Here is a 15,935-nt window from a genome sequence, read left to right as displayed (position 1 = left end):
GTTTTTACTTGAACAAATAAGACCTTTACCTCTAACAGAAGCCCCAATCGCTGCAACTTACCTGTAAGCTTAAACCGTCTAATGATAGCTCTCCTATTATCAAACATTCTGCAATTTCAAGTTCAGATAACATATTCATTGCACTAAGTATCGCACAAGCAATCACAAGATCGAAGTGGCTTCCTTCTTTTACTAAATCTGCCAGAACTAAATTTATTAAAATCTTTTTAGTATGTAGTGCAAGCCCTATAGAAGATAACACTGCTTTAACACGTTAGACTTGCTATATACCTTATCATGAAATTTTTCTTAAAATACTATTTTGCTAGGTTGTAGATGTTATTGCATGGATACTACTAAATCGTCATTGCGAACAGACATAGGCTGCGTGGCAATCTCATGAAATAATAACAAACTCCTGAGATTGCTTCGTCAATTACTGACGTAATTGCCTCGTAATGATGAAAAATAACAATCTTGCCTTAACCATTGATTGAAAAACGTATTATAGAACAAACTTAGCTAAGTCAAGATTAGTTATTATTTTTGATAATTGATTTTCTACGAATTTATCATCGATAGTTATTTTTTTGCCTTTCATTTCGCTAGCTTCAAAGCTTATATCCTCAAGCAAATTCTCAAGTATAGTATGCAGCCTTCTAGCCCCTATATCCTCGACTTCTAAATTAACGGTGATCGCATAATCCGCTATCTTCTCAATAGCAGAAGCAGCGAATTCAAGACGTACGTCTTCAGTACCTATTAACGCCGAATATTGTTTTATTAAACTAGTTTCAGGCTCAAGCAATATTTTAATCATATCATCTTTGGTAAGCGAATTTAATTCTACTCTAATCGGTAACCTTCCTTGTAACTCCGGTAATAAATCAGAAGGTTTAGCAATATGAAAAGCACCGGAAGCAATAAATAATATATGATCGGTTTTAACCGGTCCATATTTAGTATTAACCGTCGTGCCCTCTATCAAAGGTAGCAAATCTCTTTGCACTCCCTCTCTACTTATTTCGGCATTTTTTGCTCTGGAACTACCAGTTGAAGCTATTTTATCAATTTCGTCAATAAAAACTATACCGTCATTTTCAGCTAAATTTATAGCTTGCTGAATAATTTTTTCTTGGTCTATTAATTTTTCTGATTCTTCAGGTATAATAATAGCCATAGCATCTTTAACTAGCATTTTTTTTGTTTTAGTCTTACTACTGCCAAGGGCTCGTCCAATCATATCGCCAAGATTAAGAACGCCCATAGATGCTCCCGGCATACCTGGTATTTCAAAACTTCCACCGCCGACAGGTGTAGTATCAGCTACGCTAATTTCAATTTCCGTATCATCAAGTTCGCCGTTTAAAATTTTTTCTTTGAACTTTTCTCTAGTCTCACTACTAGAAGTTTTACCTACTAAACTATCTAATATTCTTTCGATCGCTTTTTCACGAGCATGAATATCTACTTTCGTTTTTGCTAAAGTTTTTTCAGTATTCACGGCTATTTCAACTAAATCACGAATTATTGATTCTACATCACGCCCTACATATCCGACTTCGGTAAATTTAGTTGCTTCAATTTTATAGAAAGGAGAATTAGTCAGCGTTGCAAGGCGTCTTGCTATTTCTGTTTTCCCAACACCGGTTGAACCAATCATTAAAATATTTTTCGGTACTATTTCATTACGTAAATTACCTTCTACTCTTTTACGACGACAACGATTTCTAAGTGCAATAGCAACAGCTTTTTTGGCCTTTTCTTGACCTACGATAAATCTATTAAGTTCATTCACTATTTGAGAAGGGGTAAGCCCCATAGGGTCTTTTTTATAAGTAGTTTTAGTAGCTTTCATACAACTTTTTCCATTATAATATTATGATTAGAAAATACACACAAATCTGCAGCTATATTCATAGATTTTAAAGCAATTTCTTCAGCAGTTAAATTATTCTCGTAAGACATTAGAGCGCGAGCGGCAGATAGCGCAAATAAACCTCCTGAACCTATTGCTGCAACATTATTTTCAGGCTCTACGACATCACCGTTACCGGTTAAAATTAATATATGACTACGATCAGCAACAATCATCATTGCTTCCAAACGTCTCAAATATTTATCGCTACGCCAATCTTTTGCAAGCTCAACTGCACTTCTAAGTAAATTATGCTTATGTTGCTCTATCTTTACTGCAAGCTTTTCAAATAACGCAAGACCGTCAGCCGTAGAACCCGCAAAACCGGCAATAATTTTATTATTTGCTATAGTCCGAAGTTTTCGTGCTGTAGATTTTAGTACGGTATTACCATACGAGACTTGTCCATCTGCTGCTATAATTATTTCTTCGTTCTTTTTTAAACAAAGTATTGTTGTACCGTGTAAGGATAAATTATCTGACATAATATAATCTGACATAATATAAAATTTATTGATATTAAGTTGTTAATTAAGTACTATTATAATTACTGTTAAGTAGACGAATAGACGCAGTTTAATTTGGAAAAGAGCAAGGAGTCTGTAAGCCGAGGAGCAGAGCGTATATTAATACGTGAGCATCCGAGGACTTACCAAAACGACGTAGCCAATTTTCCAAATTAAACGAGTATACTTGACTAATCTAATTTAATTAATTATTGTCCCTTGAATTTTCAAGGCTTAAACTTAAATAATGAATATATACGCAATATACATTAACTCCACACAAAAAAATAATAATTTTATTATTATTGCAGAAGGCTTTTCATGGATAGCGGTCTTTTAAGTATATTTTGGGCATTATACCATAAAATGTGGTTAATTGTTGCTATTGCCGTAATAGCGAATATAATCGTTACGGCGATTAATATCGAAGAGTTAAAGTTTATATTCGAAGAGTTAAAGTTTATATTTAAGATAGTCTTAATATTAGGCTTCGGCTTTTTTGCTTCAGATATTAGAGAAACTTATTTAAAAAGAAATAATTACCGACTCGAAGATATAATAATTGCCAACTCTAGAATTGAAGCTGAATTAAAATTTCTAAAACGTAGTATGCTTGTTTAACAGCAACGTGGTTTCATAAATATTAAATCGTCATTGCAAGCAGTCGTAGACTGCACACTGCACGGCAATCCAGAAAAAAATTAAAGAAATGCTAAAATGAGCATTTCTTACTGAATTGCTTTGTCAAAGCTTACATTTTTTACTTGCAATGACGGAAAATTAAGCCATACAATAAAGCTTTTAACAGGAATAAAATGATGTATAACAAAGAAAATGTTTTTGCAAAAATCATAGGTAAAAATCTTCCGGCAGAAATAATTTATGAAGACGAACAAATTTTAGCATTCAAAGATATAGCACCCGTAGCACCTGTACATATTATCGTTATACCTAAAAACGAATATATAGATTATGCCGATTTCATCTCTAAAGCTTCTATAGACGAAATAAAACATTTTTTTGCTAAACTTTCTGATATAGCAAATGAAGCGGGTTTAGATAAAGACGGTTATCGTTTAATAACTAATAAAGGCGAGAAATCAGGACAAACTATTTTTCATTTCCATTTCCATATTATCGGAGGTGAAAAACTCATCGGATTAATAAATAATGACTAAAAAATATAATATTGCAGTAATCGGAGCTACAGGAAATGTAGGGCGTGAAACTCTAAATATTCTAGCTGAGCGTAATTTCCCCATTAATAAAGTTTATGCTATAGCTTCAGATAGCTCTCTAGGGCGAGAAGTAAGCTTTGGAGAAAAAATACTACAAATTAATAGTTTAAAAAGTTTACATTTTGACGATATCGATATTGCTTTTTTTTGTGTAGGTTCAGAAGTGTCAAAAGAATTTATACCAAAAGCTACTGCTAGTAATTGTGTAGTTATCGACAAATCCTCACTTTTTAGAGTTGATAATCAAGTGCCGTTAATTGTACCTGAGGTTAATTTATCAACACTTAAAGAGTTTAATACTAAAAATATCATAGCTAACCCTAACTGTATTGTCATTCCGCTTGCAGTAGCATTAAAACCGCTAGATAATGAAATAAAGATTAAAAGAGTAGTGATATCTACTTATCAATCAGTATCAGGAGCAGGTAAAGCAGGAATGGACGAACTCTACAACCAAACAAAATCTAAATATGTTTTTGGAGAGAATGATCCTAAGAAATTTCCAAAACAGATTGCATTTAATCTTTTTCCTCATATAGGTGATTTAAATAAAGATGGCTATACAAGTGAAGAAGCAAAAATTGCTTCTGAACTAAACAAAATTATAGGTAATCACTTTAAAGCTAGCGTTACTTCTGTTAGAGTACCAGTATTTATCGGTCATTCTATATCGGTTAACATAGAATTTAACGACAAAATTGATGCCAAAGAAGTCGAAGCAATATTACAAGATGCCGATGGAATTGTTACAATTTCTAATAATAATTACCTTGCGTATATCTCACCCGTTGAAGTGGTAGGCGAAGATGCCGTATATGTCTCCCGAATTAGAAATGACGTAAGTAGAGATAATACGATAAATCTATGGATCACATGTGATAACTTACGTAAAGGAGCAGCTTTAAACAGTGTTCAAATTGCTGAAGAATTAATTAATAATTATTTATAATATAAAATATGGATAATAAAAATAATAATCTAAATAAAAACAACCCACTAGTAATAGCATTAGGCGAATGTAGAACAGCTTTTTGGATAGTCTTTTGGTTTGCTTTTGTAATCAACTTACTAATGTTAATTACTCCTCTTTACTCACTACAAGTTCTTGATAGAGTCCTTGGAAGCGGTAATCTACAAACATTATTATTTTTATCAATAATAATCGCATATATTTATTTTGTTTACGGATTATTACAAATTGCTCGTTCTTTTACACTTATAAAGGTAGGAGAATGGCTTGATAGAACAGTAGCTCCTGTAATTTTTGCTTCTTCAATTTCTGCAGCTGCAACACGAGCAAATATGGGTTCTAGCCAATTATTACGTGATTTTCAAGCCGTCAAAACATTCCTAACAAGTACCGGAATTAATACTTTATTCGATGCCCCTTGGAGCCTTATCTATATTGCGGTTATTTTTTCAATTCATCCATATATCGGTCTTATTACCGTTTTTGGTGCAATTATAATAGTTTCAACCGCTTTCTTTAACGCTGCAGCTACTAATAAAACACTTGGTGAAGCTACTGAATTTTCGATAAAAGGTATGACACAAGCCGATATTGCAAACAGAAATGCAGAAGCAATTGAAGCAATGGGAATGATGAAGAATGTTACAAAAAATTGGCATAAATTTAACATATTAGCACTTGATAAGCAATCGGTTGCTAGCTATCGTAACGGTGTTATTTCTAACTTTTCAAGGTTTATCCGTAATATAATGCAAATGGCTGTTACCGGAGTCGGTGCTTACATTGTTGTAAAATCTCACAGTGCAGATATGACTCCCGGTAATATGATTATGAGTTCTATCATAGTCGGTAGAGCTCTTGCTCCTTTCGATAATGCTATTGATTTATGGAAAAGTATGAGCGGTGCTATTAAATCATACAAAAACATTAATAATTTATTTAACACTTATTCTTCTAGAGACGAAACGATGCCAATTCCGAACGTTGATGGTCATCTTACTGTTGAAAATATTTATTATGCTCACCCTATACCGCAATATTTACCGCAACCTCCCGTACCGAAATATATCTTAAAAGGCGTTAGTTTTGCAGTACAACCGGGTGAAGTTTTAGCAATTATCGGTCCTTCGGCTACAGGAAAATCAACTTTAGCTAAAATCATAGTCGGGGTATGGAAAGAATCATCAGGTTCCGTACGTTTAGATAGTGCTGAAATTTATCGTTGGAATAGAGAAGATTTCGGTAGACATGTCGGCTATCTTCCTCAAGGAATAGAACTTTTTAGCGGTAGTATTAAACAAAATATAGCTAGAATGGAAGAAGATGCCGATCCGCAAAAAGTTATTGAAGCAGCTAAAATAGCCGGAGCTCATGAAATGATATTAAGATTCCCTGACGGTTATGATTCTGATATCGGTCCTGCAGGCTCTAATCTATCAGGTGGTCAAAGACAGCGTATCGGGCTTGCTAGAGCTTTTTACGGTAATCCAAAACTCATCATTTTAGATGAGCCTAATGCTAATTTAGATGAGGCAGGTGAAGTTGCCCTTGCAAGTGCCTTAAAACAAGCAAAACTTAAAGGAATAGCAGTTCTTGTAATTTCACATAGACCATCCGTATTATCCGTTGTTGATAAAATTCTAATATTACAGGATGGAGCCGTTGCAGTTTACGGAACGGCAGAAGAGATTCAAAAACACTTTAAAACTTTAAAAAGCGATACAATTCATATTAATAACTAAAGTGTCATATCGTGACTTGATTGACATTGTCGCATGGCTTCCAAATCATCATTGTGAGGAAACTTTAGTGAGCGTGGCAATCTCATGAATTCTATCGAGATTGCTTTGTCAATTACTACATCATGTCCTCGCAATGACGGAAAATACAAACAATACTGACTAAATATAATAATGATTAAATATTATGCAGGACTTAAAACACAATAAACCTCAAATTACTCCGGAACAATTAAAACAATTATTGTCCTTAAGAGAAGATGCGTTAAATCTTAAAGGTCAAAGTTCCAAACGTAAAGCTTTAATAAATACTACATTAAAGAAAACCTCTCATGCTATAGAATTCTTATTAGTAAAACTTGATAGGTTTATTAATTTTATTACCAAGAAAACCGATAAAGATCGTAATCACGTAGCCCAAGCTGCAAGATCACCTATACTTTTCGGTATTTATGTTATGATCTTTTTAGTATTAATAGGTGGATTATGGTCGGCTCTTGCTCCGCTTGATAGTGGTGCTGTAGCTGTCGGTATCGTAATGCCAAGCACAAATAAAAAAACGATTCAACATCATGAAGGCGGAATAATCAATGCTATTTATGTGAAGCAAGGTGATAAAGTCAAAGAAGGCGATAAATTAATAGAGCTTGAAGAAACTAGAATAAAAAGCGAACATGAAAATATTCTTGGTCAGTACCGTAATTTTTTAGCAACTGAAAATCGTTTAATTGCCGAACGTGATAATTTAGAACAAATCGAATTCTCTGATTTTCTAATGCAGGATATCAATTTACCGGAAGTAGCTAAAATAATTCATACGCAGGAAAATTTATTTAGATCTAGAAAAGAAGTATATAACTCAGAGAAAGATGCATTACATCAAAATATTGCTCAACTTGAGAAAAAAATTGAAGGTTTAGAAGCAAAAAAAGTTGCCGCCTCCAAAACTGCTGAAGTTTATCAAGACCGTTTAAAAGCTTTAAGAACCTTAAAAGAAAAAGGCTTTGTACAAAAAGCAGCCTTATTAGACCAAGAGGCAAAAGTTGCCGCTTCAAAAAGCGATGTTGCAACAACTGAAGCCGAAATAGCAGGAATACGCCATGCTATTACCGAAACTCAAATTAAAATTATAAATCAACAAAATAAATACACTGAACGGACTTTAACAGAGCTTCGTGAAGCTCAAGTACAAACCGCATCTCTTAAAGAAAAATATAATGCCCTGACGGATTCGCTTAATCGTGTGATAATCAGATCACCTGTTGACGGTATAGTTAATAATTTAAAATATCATACAATAGGCGGTGTTATAAGTCACGGACAACCTATTATGGAAATTTCGCCAACTAATGACCCATTAATAATAGAAGCAAAGGTATCTCAAAAAAACATTGACTCAGTACATGAGGGATTAGTTGCAAAAATACGTTTCAGTGCATTTAAATCAAGAACAACTCCAACATTTACCGGTAAAGTAGTAAGCATATCTCCTGATATCGTACAAGATGAAAGACAGCATCCGGGACAACAGCAAGATAATTATTATGTTGCAAGAGTTGAAATCGATATGGATGAATTTAACAAAGTTGCTAAAGTTAAAAATCTTGAATTACACTCCGGTATGCAAGCTGAGGTACAAATCGTAACAGGTACTAGAACACTACTTAGATATTTACTTGATCCCGTTACTGATACTGCATTTAAAGCTTTCAGAGAAAAATAGATAATTTGAAAATTTTAAGTTAGATAACTTTACAAAACCTAAATATTTACAATATTTATTAAAAATTCTTAATCCTTTATTGACTTTGAATCAAAAGCAGTATAGCCTATTTTGTAATCTAATTAATATACAAAGATTATGTTAGGCTACGAAAAAGAACAACGAAGTTTAAATACAGAACAAAAACAAGCAGTTGGATTACTTTCTATAGGTACATTTCTAGAGTATTTTGACCTTATGCTTTATGTGCATATGGCGGTGCTTTTAAATAATTTATTTTTTCCAGAATATGATCCTTTCACTTTTTCGTTGCTTACTGCCTTTTCTTTCTGTTCTACCTATTTGCTAAGACCTATAGGAGCATTAATATTTGGGTATATAGGCGATCATTTTGGACGTAAGATTGTAGTTGTTTTAACTACCCTATTAATGGCTATTACTTGTGTGATTATAGGCAGCATGCCAACATATGCCCAGATAGGTATAACAGCCTCTTGGGTTCTTACTATATGTCGTATAATTCAAGGTATGTCAGCAACTGCAGAAGCACGAGGTGCAGAGCTGTACTTAACCGAAAATTCATCTCCTCCTATACAATATCCATTAGTAACAATTATAACCATATTTTCTGCCGTAGGCACTACGGTAGCACTAGGTATTGCATCAATTTTTACTAATCAAAATATTTATCACCATGAGTCAAGTTGGCGTATAGCCTTTTTCGTTGGTGCAACTATCGCTTTTGTAGGTACTATTGCAAGGACTAGTTTAAAAGAAGCAGAGGCATTTTCAAATAAAAGAAACAAATTAAAACTAAGACTTCAAGAAAATAATATTATGCTTGAAGAAATTGACAAAGATATTCTAGATCAAAAAGTTCCAAACACCACTTCTATTTGGTATTTCTTTATCCAGTGTGCTAGGCCACCGTGTTTTTATTTCGTATATATATATTGCGGTGATATATTAAAAAGAGAATGTGGATTTACTCCAAATCAAATTATAAATCAAAATTTTTGGGTATCTATAATAGATTTACTCGGTATTATCGGTCTTGCATTTATTAGCTATAAAATCCATCCTTTAAAAATCCTAAAGGTAAAATTATATCTATTTTTTACCTCTCTCATTTTTTTTCCTATAATGTTAAATTATAACCCTACTCCTTTATATATTTTTATTTTTCAATGTTTAGCTGCATTATTCGTATTTGATCACGTACCAGCAGCTCCTATATTTTATAAATATTTTCCGGTTTTTAAGAGATTTACATATACTAGTATGCTAAGTGCAATAGCAAAATTATTTACTTATATTATAACGTCATTTGGTTTAGTTTATATTACCAATTCTCTAGGATATTGGGGATTATTTTTAATTTTCATTCCGGTAGGTATAACTTTTTTTATGGGAGTAACTTATTTTGAGCAAATGGAAACGAATCGAAATTTATAATTTTATTAACAGTAGAATTTATATTAAATTTTAAATTATTTTTATAACATTCAGCATATATAAGCTCTGAAACTGAAGGTATTTCAAGTATTTCACTTAACACTAAAAAGCTTTTTAATGTCTCTTTAATTATTTTATGAGCTTTTTCGGGCGATTTTGCTTCCAAAGTTTGTAAATTATGTATTCTATCAAAAAGTTTTATAAGAGCAGTATCGTATCTTTTTTGTTTAATTAATAAAATAAGACTTTTCTCACTACTTATTTTGCCCCAAGGTTTAATTCTAGTTAGACCTGCTACATGCCTTGCTACTTCTTCATCAAAAATATTGCTAATTATTTCTTCAGTAAGTTGAGTATCTTCAATAGTGTCATGCAGTAATGCAGCTTGTAGCATTCTAAAAGTAAAGAGTTTAGGCACTTCTTTTGCTACAAATTCCGCTACCATAATCGTTACTGCGATTGGATGAGAATAATAAGGGTCACCTGATTGACGCATTTGCTCACCATGATATTTACGAGCATAATAAATACCTTTTTGAACTTCTCTAATATCGATAGGTTGTTTGACTTGGGTATTTAAAAATAAAAGCCTTTCGATTAATTGATCTGAATATTTACAGCTTTCAAAATTTTTTTCCCAAAATTCTATATCTTTCATACAATTGTCCCATTATATATATATATATATATATTATTTTATTGTTTTTTTTGATGATTATCTTTTATATTTTCTTTTTAAAATCCAATTATTATTTATTAAAAATCTCTATATTTAATAAATTTTCTATTTTTAATGCTAAAAAATCACTATATATTAAAAATAGTTTTTTACAAAGGTTTATATGTCATTCTTAACTATCACCTACATTTTTCTCATTACAACAATATTTCTTTTTCGTCTGTATGGCTTAGGAAATATTCTTGCGAGGGTTTTTTTAAAAGAACATTACAAAATCTTTGACCAAAACAGCAGATTTTAGCTGTTATTATAGCATCTTTAATATTTGGGATTACATATTTTCAAGGCAGAATATATAGCTTTAAGCACTATATGAGGTTTTTGCTATGGTTATGCATAATTATAAAACAGGCAAAATATTATGCTCTGTGATAGTTCATTTCGGTCTAAATTTATGCCATGTATTATTATTTACTTATCCTGCTCTTAAAACTTTGTGAAATAAATATAATTTTAATAGACAAAGTTATAGAGTTTTTTTATTTACAAATAGTAAACATAATAACTAAGTTTTATGAACAAAGACATCCCTACAGATTTATTACCTTCAGAATATGAGTTAGCAAGCTCTAGTAATGCTGCTTTGACCCTATTTTTAATGGAAGCAACCTTTATTTATTCTTGTTTGGTTATTGCTGCTACTGTTGTTTCAATAATGAGCCACAAGATATGGGGCTTGAATTAATCGGTGATCACCACGAACATGATTAATAATATTTTTTAATTATTGCATGCTTCTTAATGTCATTACTGCGAAAGGCTTGCCTACGTGGTTCGAAAATAGTCATTGCGAGGAAATTATGAAATAATTGATGAAGCAATCTCAGGAGTTTGTTATTATTTCATAAGATTGCCATGCAGTCTACAACTGCTCGTAATGACGGGGTGGTATCCACGCAGGCAATGCCCAACCTACAATTTACTTGGATCAAAGCTAAAATTAATCTCTTTCCAATGGTTAAAGCGTGCAGAGTCAAGGTTTTCGATAGGGCTTGCTTGCCATACCGCTCTAATTGCATTATCTGCCAAAGCTTCACAAACACTAGCCGGAATATTAGGACAGATTTTTTTGTTAACCTTTGCCTGCTCAACATTACCTGCTTTATCTAGCGTAATACTAATAATGACTTTTACCTTATTATTACCTCTAACTCCTGCCGGTACATTACTCCAATGTCTTTCAATCTGTCTTTTTATCAAAGATGTGTCACTATCGGAAAGAGGCAGCCCATCCGTATAAACCCCCTGAACTTCTTGTGCATTATCAGCTTTTTTTGACCTTTGATGCTTATTGGATTTTACATTATCCCCTTCTGAAGATTGCTCTAAATGCTTCAGCAAAGAATCAAGCTCATCGGTTTTAGGCTCTTTTTTCTTCACATCTTTAGGTTTCTCAGCCGGTTTCGTTTCCTCTTTCTTTTCTTCAGGCTTCTTCTTTTCTTCTGCTTGTTTTTTTTCTTCTTCTTTAAGTGTTTCTTCCTTTACTTCTTCTTTCTTCTCAGGTAACGCTTCTTTTGCTTCTTCAGACTTTGGTTCTCCTATAGGTTTTTTCTCTTCTATTTTAGGCTTTGCTTCCATTGTTTTAGCCTCAGGCTCTTTTGCTTTTTCTTCTTTAGACAAATCTTGCAGCTCTTCTTTTGGCTTACTTTGCTCAGATTTTTTAGCATCTTCGTTTTCTATAGGGGCTTCTTTTTGCTTTGTCTGAGTGATAATATTTGATTTATCGCTAACAGGTAACATTTCAAAAGTTATAGTTTGCTCTTCCGGTAATTTTTCAACAAGTGATGGCATACCGAATAGAAAAAAATATAAAAGAAGTAAGTGCAAAACAATAGAGAAGCTAAGGAAAACCGTAAAATTATCCTTATTTTGATTACTTTTCATTATTTTTAATATTTGAAATAAGAGCTACACGCGAAAAGCCGGCAGCATGAATTTCGGTAACTATCTCTACTACCTGCCCATAAGAAACATTTCTATCACCTCTTACAAAAATTCTAACATCCTTTTTTTCTTTAGTGATATTTGCAAGCTTGTCGGTTAAATGCATTCTTTCTATTGGACTTTCAAGTAAGAAAATTTTGCCTTTATTATTGATAGTAACAACCAAAGGCTCATCCTGACCTGAAATCGGGCTTGAATTTGTCTCAGGCAAATCCACGTTTACTCCTGACACAAGCATTGGAGAAGTAATCATAAAAATAATTAATAGCACAAGCATCACGTCAACAAGCGGCGTAACGTTAATTTCGCTAACTACCGCTCTTTTACTTTTTCTATTACTTCCGGCAAGCTTTATAGCCATTACATTTTCTCCTGATCAATTGCCTTAGAAAGTATAGAGTTTAACTTACTAATAAAATCTTCAATCTTATTATTGATAAGAGTAATACGGGAAATCAGATAATTATAAAAAATTACTGCCGGAATAGCTGCAAATAAGCCTATCGCAGTTGCAAGTAACGCCTCAGCAATTCCGGGAGCTACTACAGCAAGAGAAGTATTTTTTGAAGTAGCAATCGATTGGAAGCTGTGCATAATCCCCCAAACGGTACCGAATAAACCTACGAAAGGAGCACTTGATCCAACAGTTGCCAAGAAGCTTAAATTTTTCTCAAGCTTTTCGACTGCCCTATTGTGAGCTAAGTACATTGCAGCCGTTATACGCTCTTTATGGTTGTTTTTTAAGCCTTCAGAAAGCTCTTTAGTGCTTAAGCTTTTACACTCATCCATAGCTGAGACAAAAATTAAAGCTAGCGGATTATTAACCGACCTCTTTATGCTTTCATATAATTGCTCTAATACTCCACCGGACCAAAACACATTTTCAAATGCCCGCATGCTTTTCTGCACTTGTACTAGCTTAAATATTTTATCCAAAATAATAGCCCATGACCAAATAGAGGCAATAAGCAACATCAGCATAACTGACTTACCGATAATGTCGGAGGAGCTTATTAAAGAAAAAATCGATAAATGATCTTGCGTAATGACTTCTAAACCGTCGCTAACATTAGTATCTGCACTCATTGAATATATATTATTTAAATTATTCTAAAATTAAATAATATATTCATATTTTATTTTTGTCATTAGGTTATGTGAAAAATTTTAGTAATCAATTTAGTATGGCTTTTGAAAAACACTTCAGTGTCATACCGTGGCTTGACCACAGTATCCAGAAAACAACTAAAAATACTAATATTATTAGTATTTTTAACTGGATTCTGTGAATAAATCACGAGGTGACACATATTTTTAAACCATTAATTTAATATCTCTTGACTCATGTCAATTTTTCATATAAAATGCTGCTCTTAAATTTAATCTAAAGTTGTACATAAATTAATTCAATATTTAAAAACTTGAATCTATAGCTTTTGGTCCATGACTTAATAAATACAAAATACAAACAATTATTTACCTCAGATGAATTAGAAACTGAGCTGTTTGATATAATCATTCAAACTCAAGAAAATAAAAAACATTTTAATAAAGAGTTATTTATATTATCTAATAACGTTATTGAGAGAGCAAAGAGAAGAGATAAAGCGATCAGAAGTTGCTGTTATTTTTTCTTCGGACTATATAGAGCAAATTTATATTCTATATTTACTTGGTTAACTAACTTTCAGTTAGAACAATATGCTAGATTTATATTAAATCTTCCAAAGAATTATAAGGACTATGAAGATTATTTTTTACAAGAACAACAACAAGACAGATATTCAAAAATCAAAGCTTTTAATAATGTTCAAGATAAGAAATTCTTGAGAAAATATTGCAATTTATCAAAGCACGAACAATCAAATAATTACCCATTGTGTCAAAAAAATACTTTAAAATTGCAAAAATATTTAGAATATCCTTATGAATATAATACTGCAATTGATAAATCTGAATTTCTAGGTTCTATAGATAGCTATTATAATTATTCTTGTGATAATATATAAAAATTATATATTAATAAAACAATCATTTATTAATAAAATTAATATGCTGAAATCAGAAAATATACAAAAATCCGATAAAGCTCCTAAAGTTATAAGTAAAGACACTTTTTTTAGACCTTATGGCCTTCCATCTTATTCTATTTACTATATGGATGACGGCACAACTATATTATAGTGAATCTGAATCACCTTATTATTATGATAAAGTTAAAATGATAGGTCATGATACCGGATATTTTCATAAATATTTTACTGGATTTGGGTTTGAATAGACATTACTTAGAAAGAATTGCTTTGTGAGTTAATTGAGCCTCTCGATGTCATTCCTAGCTAGAAGCAGGAATCCAGTAATAAAAAGTTCATACACTGTAAGTTTTAATAAAAATTCTATGTAAAATTTTAAACCTTTCCTATCACATTGTAGCAGTTCTTAAGCCCAACTAATACTAAATTATATTCATGAACAATGCAGAGCCTTCAATTACTTTTAAGCTTGATATTATCACGGTTTATAACACCCTCAATATATTATCAGAAAGTAACATAAGAAATTTTAGAAAAAACTTTTCCGGTCTTGATGTAGTAGAAATGGATAAAAACTTTTCATCTATACCAACTGTTGGTGCCACTATAGAAGTAATGCATTATATATTTGGACAAATATAGTAAGTAGCAAGAAAGTTACAGAAATTAAGCATTCACTAATACATAAATTAATGCCTAATTATCCATATGAAAGTTATACAAATCATGCATTGTTGAAAAATTATGCAATAATACAGAGACCAGGCTTTTTTGAATATCAATTAGATGGTAAACTCATAAAATGGATGCCGGATAAAATCATTTCTATACCACCTGATACGCTAACCAAAATTCAAATAATGAGTCTTGCCTTTCAATGTAGTATATTAAATAGACACAATGAAGCTGCTAAAGAGATATTTAAATGTATCATTGCAGCAATAAATCTATATTTTAATTACTTTGCAAAAGAAATTGAACAATATAGCCAATGTGCAGAATATCTACTCCCCATACTAAAGCTTATTGAACCGGAATCTAAGCTTACAATTACCCAAGCACTAGTACCGTATATAAAATCCAGCTTAGATTTGTCAGGTCAATTCTCTGATTTATTAATGGAAAATAAAAATTTTGAAGGGATAAAAGCTTTACTTGAAGAATCTATTTTTTCGTTAAATACTCACACTGAAAATCAGGTTTTAGCCCAGTGGTATTAATAGAACAGGGTGTGTTTATGAAGAAACCGGGAGCTATGACATGTCCACTAAATGTTATGAACATGCTTTTGTGCTTCTACCTACACATCCAACAGCAGCCTATCATTTATGGTCTAATTATAAAATACAAGGCAAATGTGATAAAGCTAATGACTTAATACAATATGTGCCGGTAGAATATATACAATACATTCTAGAAATGTTAACTAATCCATATGAAATTTCTTATAAGACGTTAGATGTAATAAAACAAATACCTTAGTTCCTTTCTATTCATCAATATATGATGGCTGTGAACACATGGCTTTTTATAACAGCATTTCCAATAAAAAAATTAACAAAAACCAGCAATCAATATTAACCGCAAAACTAAAAGCAATTAGTGATACCCCAAACAACATAATTCTAACATTCTCACTTGCCCTATGTAGTAAGCAATTTAAAACGGCT

General features: G+C 32.0%; 17 protein-coding genes and 2 pseudogenes. 12 read left to right on the top strand and 7 right to left on the bottom strand.

Annotated elements, in window-relative coordinates; all coding sequences use genetic code 11:
• Window positions 1-31: 31 nt before the first annotated feature.
• The 3 genes from BG75_RS09585 to hslV all read right to left on the bottom strand — a co-directional run bounded on the left by BG75_RS09585 (window position 32) and on the right by hslV (window position 2,403).
• Entirely contained in the window at window positions 32-262 is a 231-nt protein-coding gene (locus BG75_RS09585; RefSeq protein ID WP_252903599.1) for a magnesium chelatase domain-containing protein, read from the bottom strand.
• A 243-nt stretch (window positions 263-505) separates the two neighbouring features.
• Complete coding sequence (gene hslU, locus BG75_RS02730) at window positions 506-1,858, bottom strand: ATP-dependent protease ATPase subunit HslU (RefSeq protein WP_012150639.1); 1,353 nt, start codon at window positions 1,856-1,858, stop codon at window positions 506-508.
• Window positions 1,855-2,403, bottom strand: coding sequence for an ATP-dependent protease subunit HslV (gene hslV / locus BG75_RS02725; protein WP_062811867.1), 549 nt, complete (start codon window positions 2,401-2,403; stop codon window positions 1,855-1,857). Before hslV ends, hslU begins: the two co-directional genes overlap by 4 nt.
• 96 nt (window positions 2,404-2,499) lie before the next feature.
• On the opposite strand from hslV, the gene BG75_RS07160 reads away from it, so the two are divergent.
• From BG75_RS07160 to BG75_RS02695, 7 genes and pseudogenes are all read left to right on the top strand, one after another.
• The gene (locus BG75_RS07160; RefSeq protein WP_014410558.1) at window positions 2,500-2,601 is read left to right on the top strand and encodes a palindromic element RPE5 domain-containing protein; all 102 of its coding nucleotides are present in this window, start codon (window positions 2,500-2,502) and stop codon (window positions 2,599-2,601) included.
• Window positions 2,602-2,671: 70 nt separating this feature from the next.
• Window positions 2,672-3,045 (top strand): annotated as a pseudogene (locus tag BG75_RS02720) (hypothetical protein).
• Between the two features lie 197 nt (window positions 3,046-3,242).
• Window positions 3,243-3,602 carry an HIT domain-containing protein gene (locus BG75_RS02715; RefSeq protein WP_012150637.1) on the top strand — a complete coding sequence of 120 codons (360 nt, stop codon included), beginning with the start codon at window positions 3,243-3,245 and terminating at the stop codon, window positions 3,600-3,602.
• Window positions 3,595-4,611, top strand: coding sequence for an aspartate-semialdehyde dehydrogenase (gene asd, locus BG75_RS02710; RefSeq protein ID WP_062811359.1), 1,017 nt, complete (start codon window positions 3,595-3,597; stop codon window positions 4,609-4,611). The genes BG75_RS02715 and asd overlap by 8 nt, the downstream gene beginning before the upstream one ends.
• An 8-nt stretch (window positions 4,612-4,619) precedes the next feature.
• Window positions 4,620-6,374 (top strand): type I secretion system permease/ATPase, encoded by a 1,755-nt coding sequence (locus BG75_RS02705; protein WP_062811358.1) that lies wholly within the window; start codon window positions 4,620-4,622, stop codon window positions 6,372-6,374.
• A 184-nt stretch (window positions 6,375-6,558) separates the two neighbouring features.
• Window positions 6,559-8,094: an HlyD family type I secretion periplasmic adaptor subunit gene (locus tag BG75_RS02700; RefSeq protein ID WP_062811357.1), complete on the top strand. Its 1,536-nt coding sequence runs from the start codon at window positions 6,559-6,561 to the stop codon at window positions 8,092-8,094.
• Between the two features lie 138 nt (window positions 8,095-8,232).
• On the top strand, window positions 8,233-9,549 hold the full coding sequence (locus tag BG75_RS02695) for an MFS transporter (RefSeq protein ID WP_062811356.1): 1,317 nt from the start codon (window positions 8,233-8,235) through the stop codon (window positions 9,547-9,549).
• Here the strand turns inward: BG75_RS02695 and BG75_RS02690 are convergent.
• Window positions 9,500-10,207 (bottom strand): HD domain-containing protein, encoded by a 708-nt coding sequence (locus tag BG75_RS02690; protein WP_062811355.1) that lies wholly within the window; start codon window positions 10,205-10,207, stop codon window positions 9,500-9,502. The two genes, BG75_RS02695 and BG75_RS02690, sit on opposite strands and share 50 nt — an antisense overlap.
• A 595-nt stretch (window positions 10,208-10,802) precedes the next feature.
• Between BG75_RS02690 and BG75_RS07150 the strand changes: the two are divergent.
• Window positions 10,803-10,999, top strand: a pseudogene (locus BG75_RS07150) (hypothetical protein).
• A gap of 201 nt (window positions 11,000-11,200) precedes the next feature.
• Here the strand turns inward: BG75_RS07150 and BG75_RS02685 are convergent.
• From BG75_RS02685 to tolQ, 3 genes are read right to left on the bottom strand one after another with little or no spacing between them, the layout of a single operon-like run.
• Window positions 11,201-12,172 (bottom strand): hypothetical protein, encoded by a 972-nt coding sequence (locus tag BG75_RS02685; protein WP_062811354.1) that lies wholly within the window; start codon window positions 12,170-12,172, stop codon window positions 11,201-11,203.
• Window positions 12,162-12,593, bottom strand: a complete 432-nt coding sequence (gene tolR / locus BG75_RS02680) for a protein TolR (protein ID WP_062811353.1) — start codon at window positions 12,591-12,593, stop codon at window positions 12,162-12,164. Before tolR ends, BG75_RS02685 begins: the two co-directional genes overlap by 11 nt.
• Window positions 12,593-13,318: a protein TolQ gene (gene tolQ / locus BG75_RS02675; RefSeq protein ID WP_062811352.1), complete on the bottom strand. Its 726-nt coding sequence runs from the start codon at window positions 13,316-13,318 to the stop codon at window positions 12,593-12,595. Before tolQ ends, tolR begins: the two co-directional genes overlap by 1 nt.
• A gap of 350 nt (window positions 13,319-13,668) precedes the next feature.
• On the opposite strand from tolQ, the gene BG75_RS08970 reads away from it, so the two are divergent.
• The 4 genes from BG75_RS08970 to BG75_RS02650 all read left to right on the top strand — a co-directional run bounded on the left by BG75_RS08970 (window position 13,669) and on the right by BG75_RS02650 (window position 15,747).
• Window positions 13,669-14,241, top strand: coding sequence for a hypothetical protein (locus BG75_RS08970; protein ID WP_217284899.1), 573 nt, complete (start codon window positions 13,669-13,671; stop codon window positions 14,239-14,241).
• A 459-nt stretch (window positions 14,242-14,700) separates the two neighbouring features.
• The gene (locus tag BG75_RS09580; protein WP_252903597.1) at window positions 14,701-14,907 is read left to right on the top strand and encodes a hypothetical protein; all 207 of its coding nucleotides are present in this window, start codon (window positions 14,701-14,703) and stop codon (window positions 14,905-14,907) included.
• Window positions 14,908-14,957: 50 nt separating this feature from the next.
• Window positions 14,958-15,485, top strand: a complete 528-nt coding sequence (locus BG75_RS02655) for a hypothetical protein (protein WP_252903596.1) — start codon at window positions 14,958-14,960, stop codon at window positions 15,483-15,485.
• 40 nt (window positions 15,486-15,525) lie between these two features.
• Complete coding sequence (locus BG75_RS02650) at window positions 15,526-15,747, top strand: hypothetical protein (protein ID WP_062811350.1); 222 nt, start codon at window positions 15,526-15,528, stop codon at window positions 15,745-15,747.
• The last annotated feature ends 188 nt before the right edge of the window (window positions 15,748-15,935 follow it).

The sequence above is a fragment of the Rickettsia endosymbiont of Proechinophthirus fluctus genome (assembly GCF_001602635.1).
In the GTDB taxonomy this organism is placed as follows: Bacteria; Pseudomonadota; Alphaproteobacteria; order Rickettsiales; family Rickettsiaceae; genus Rickettsia; species Rickettsia rickettsii.
This window is presented reverse-complemented; position numbering and strand designations above follow the sequence as displayed.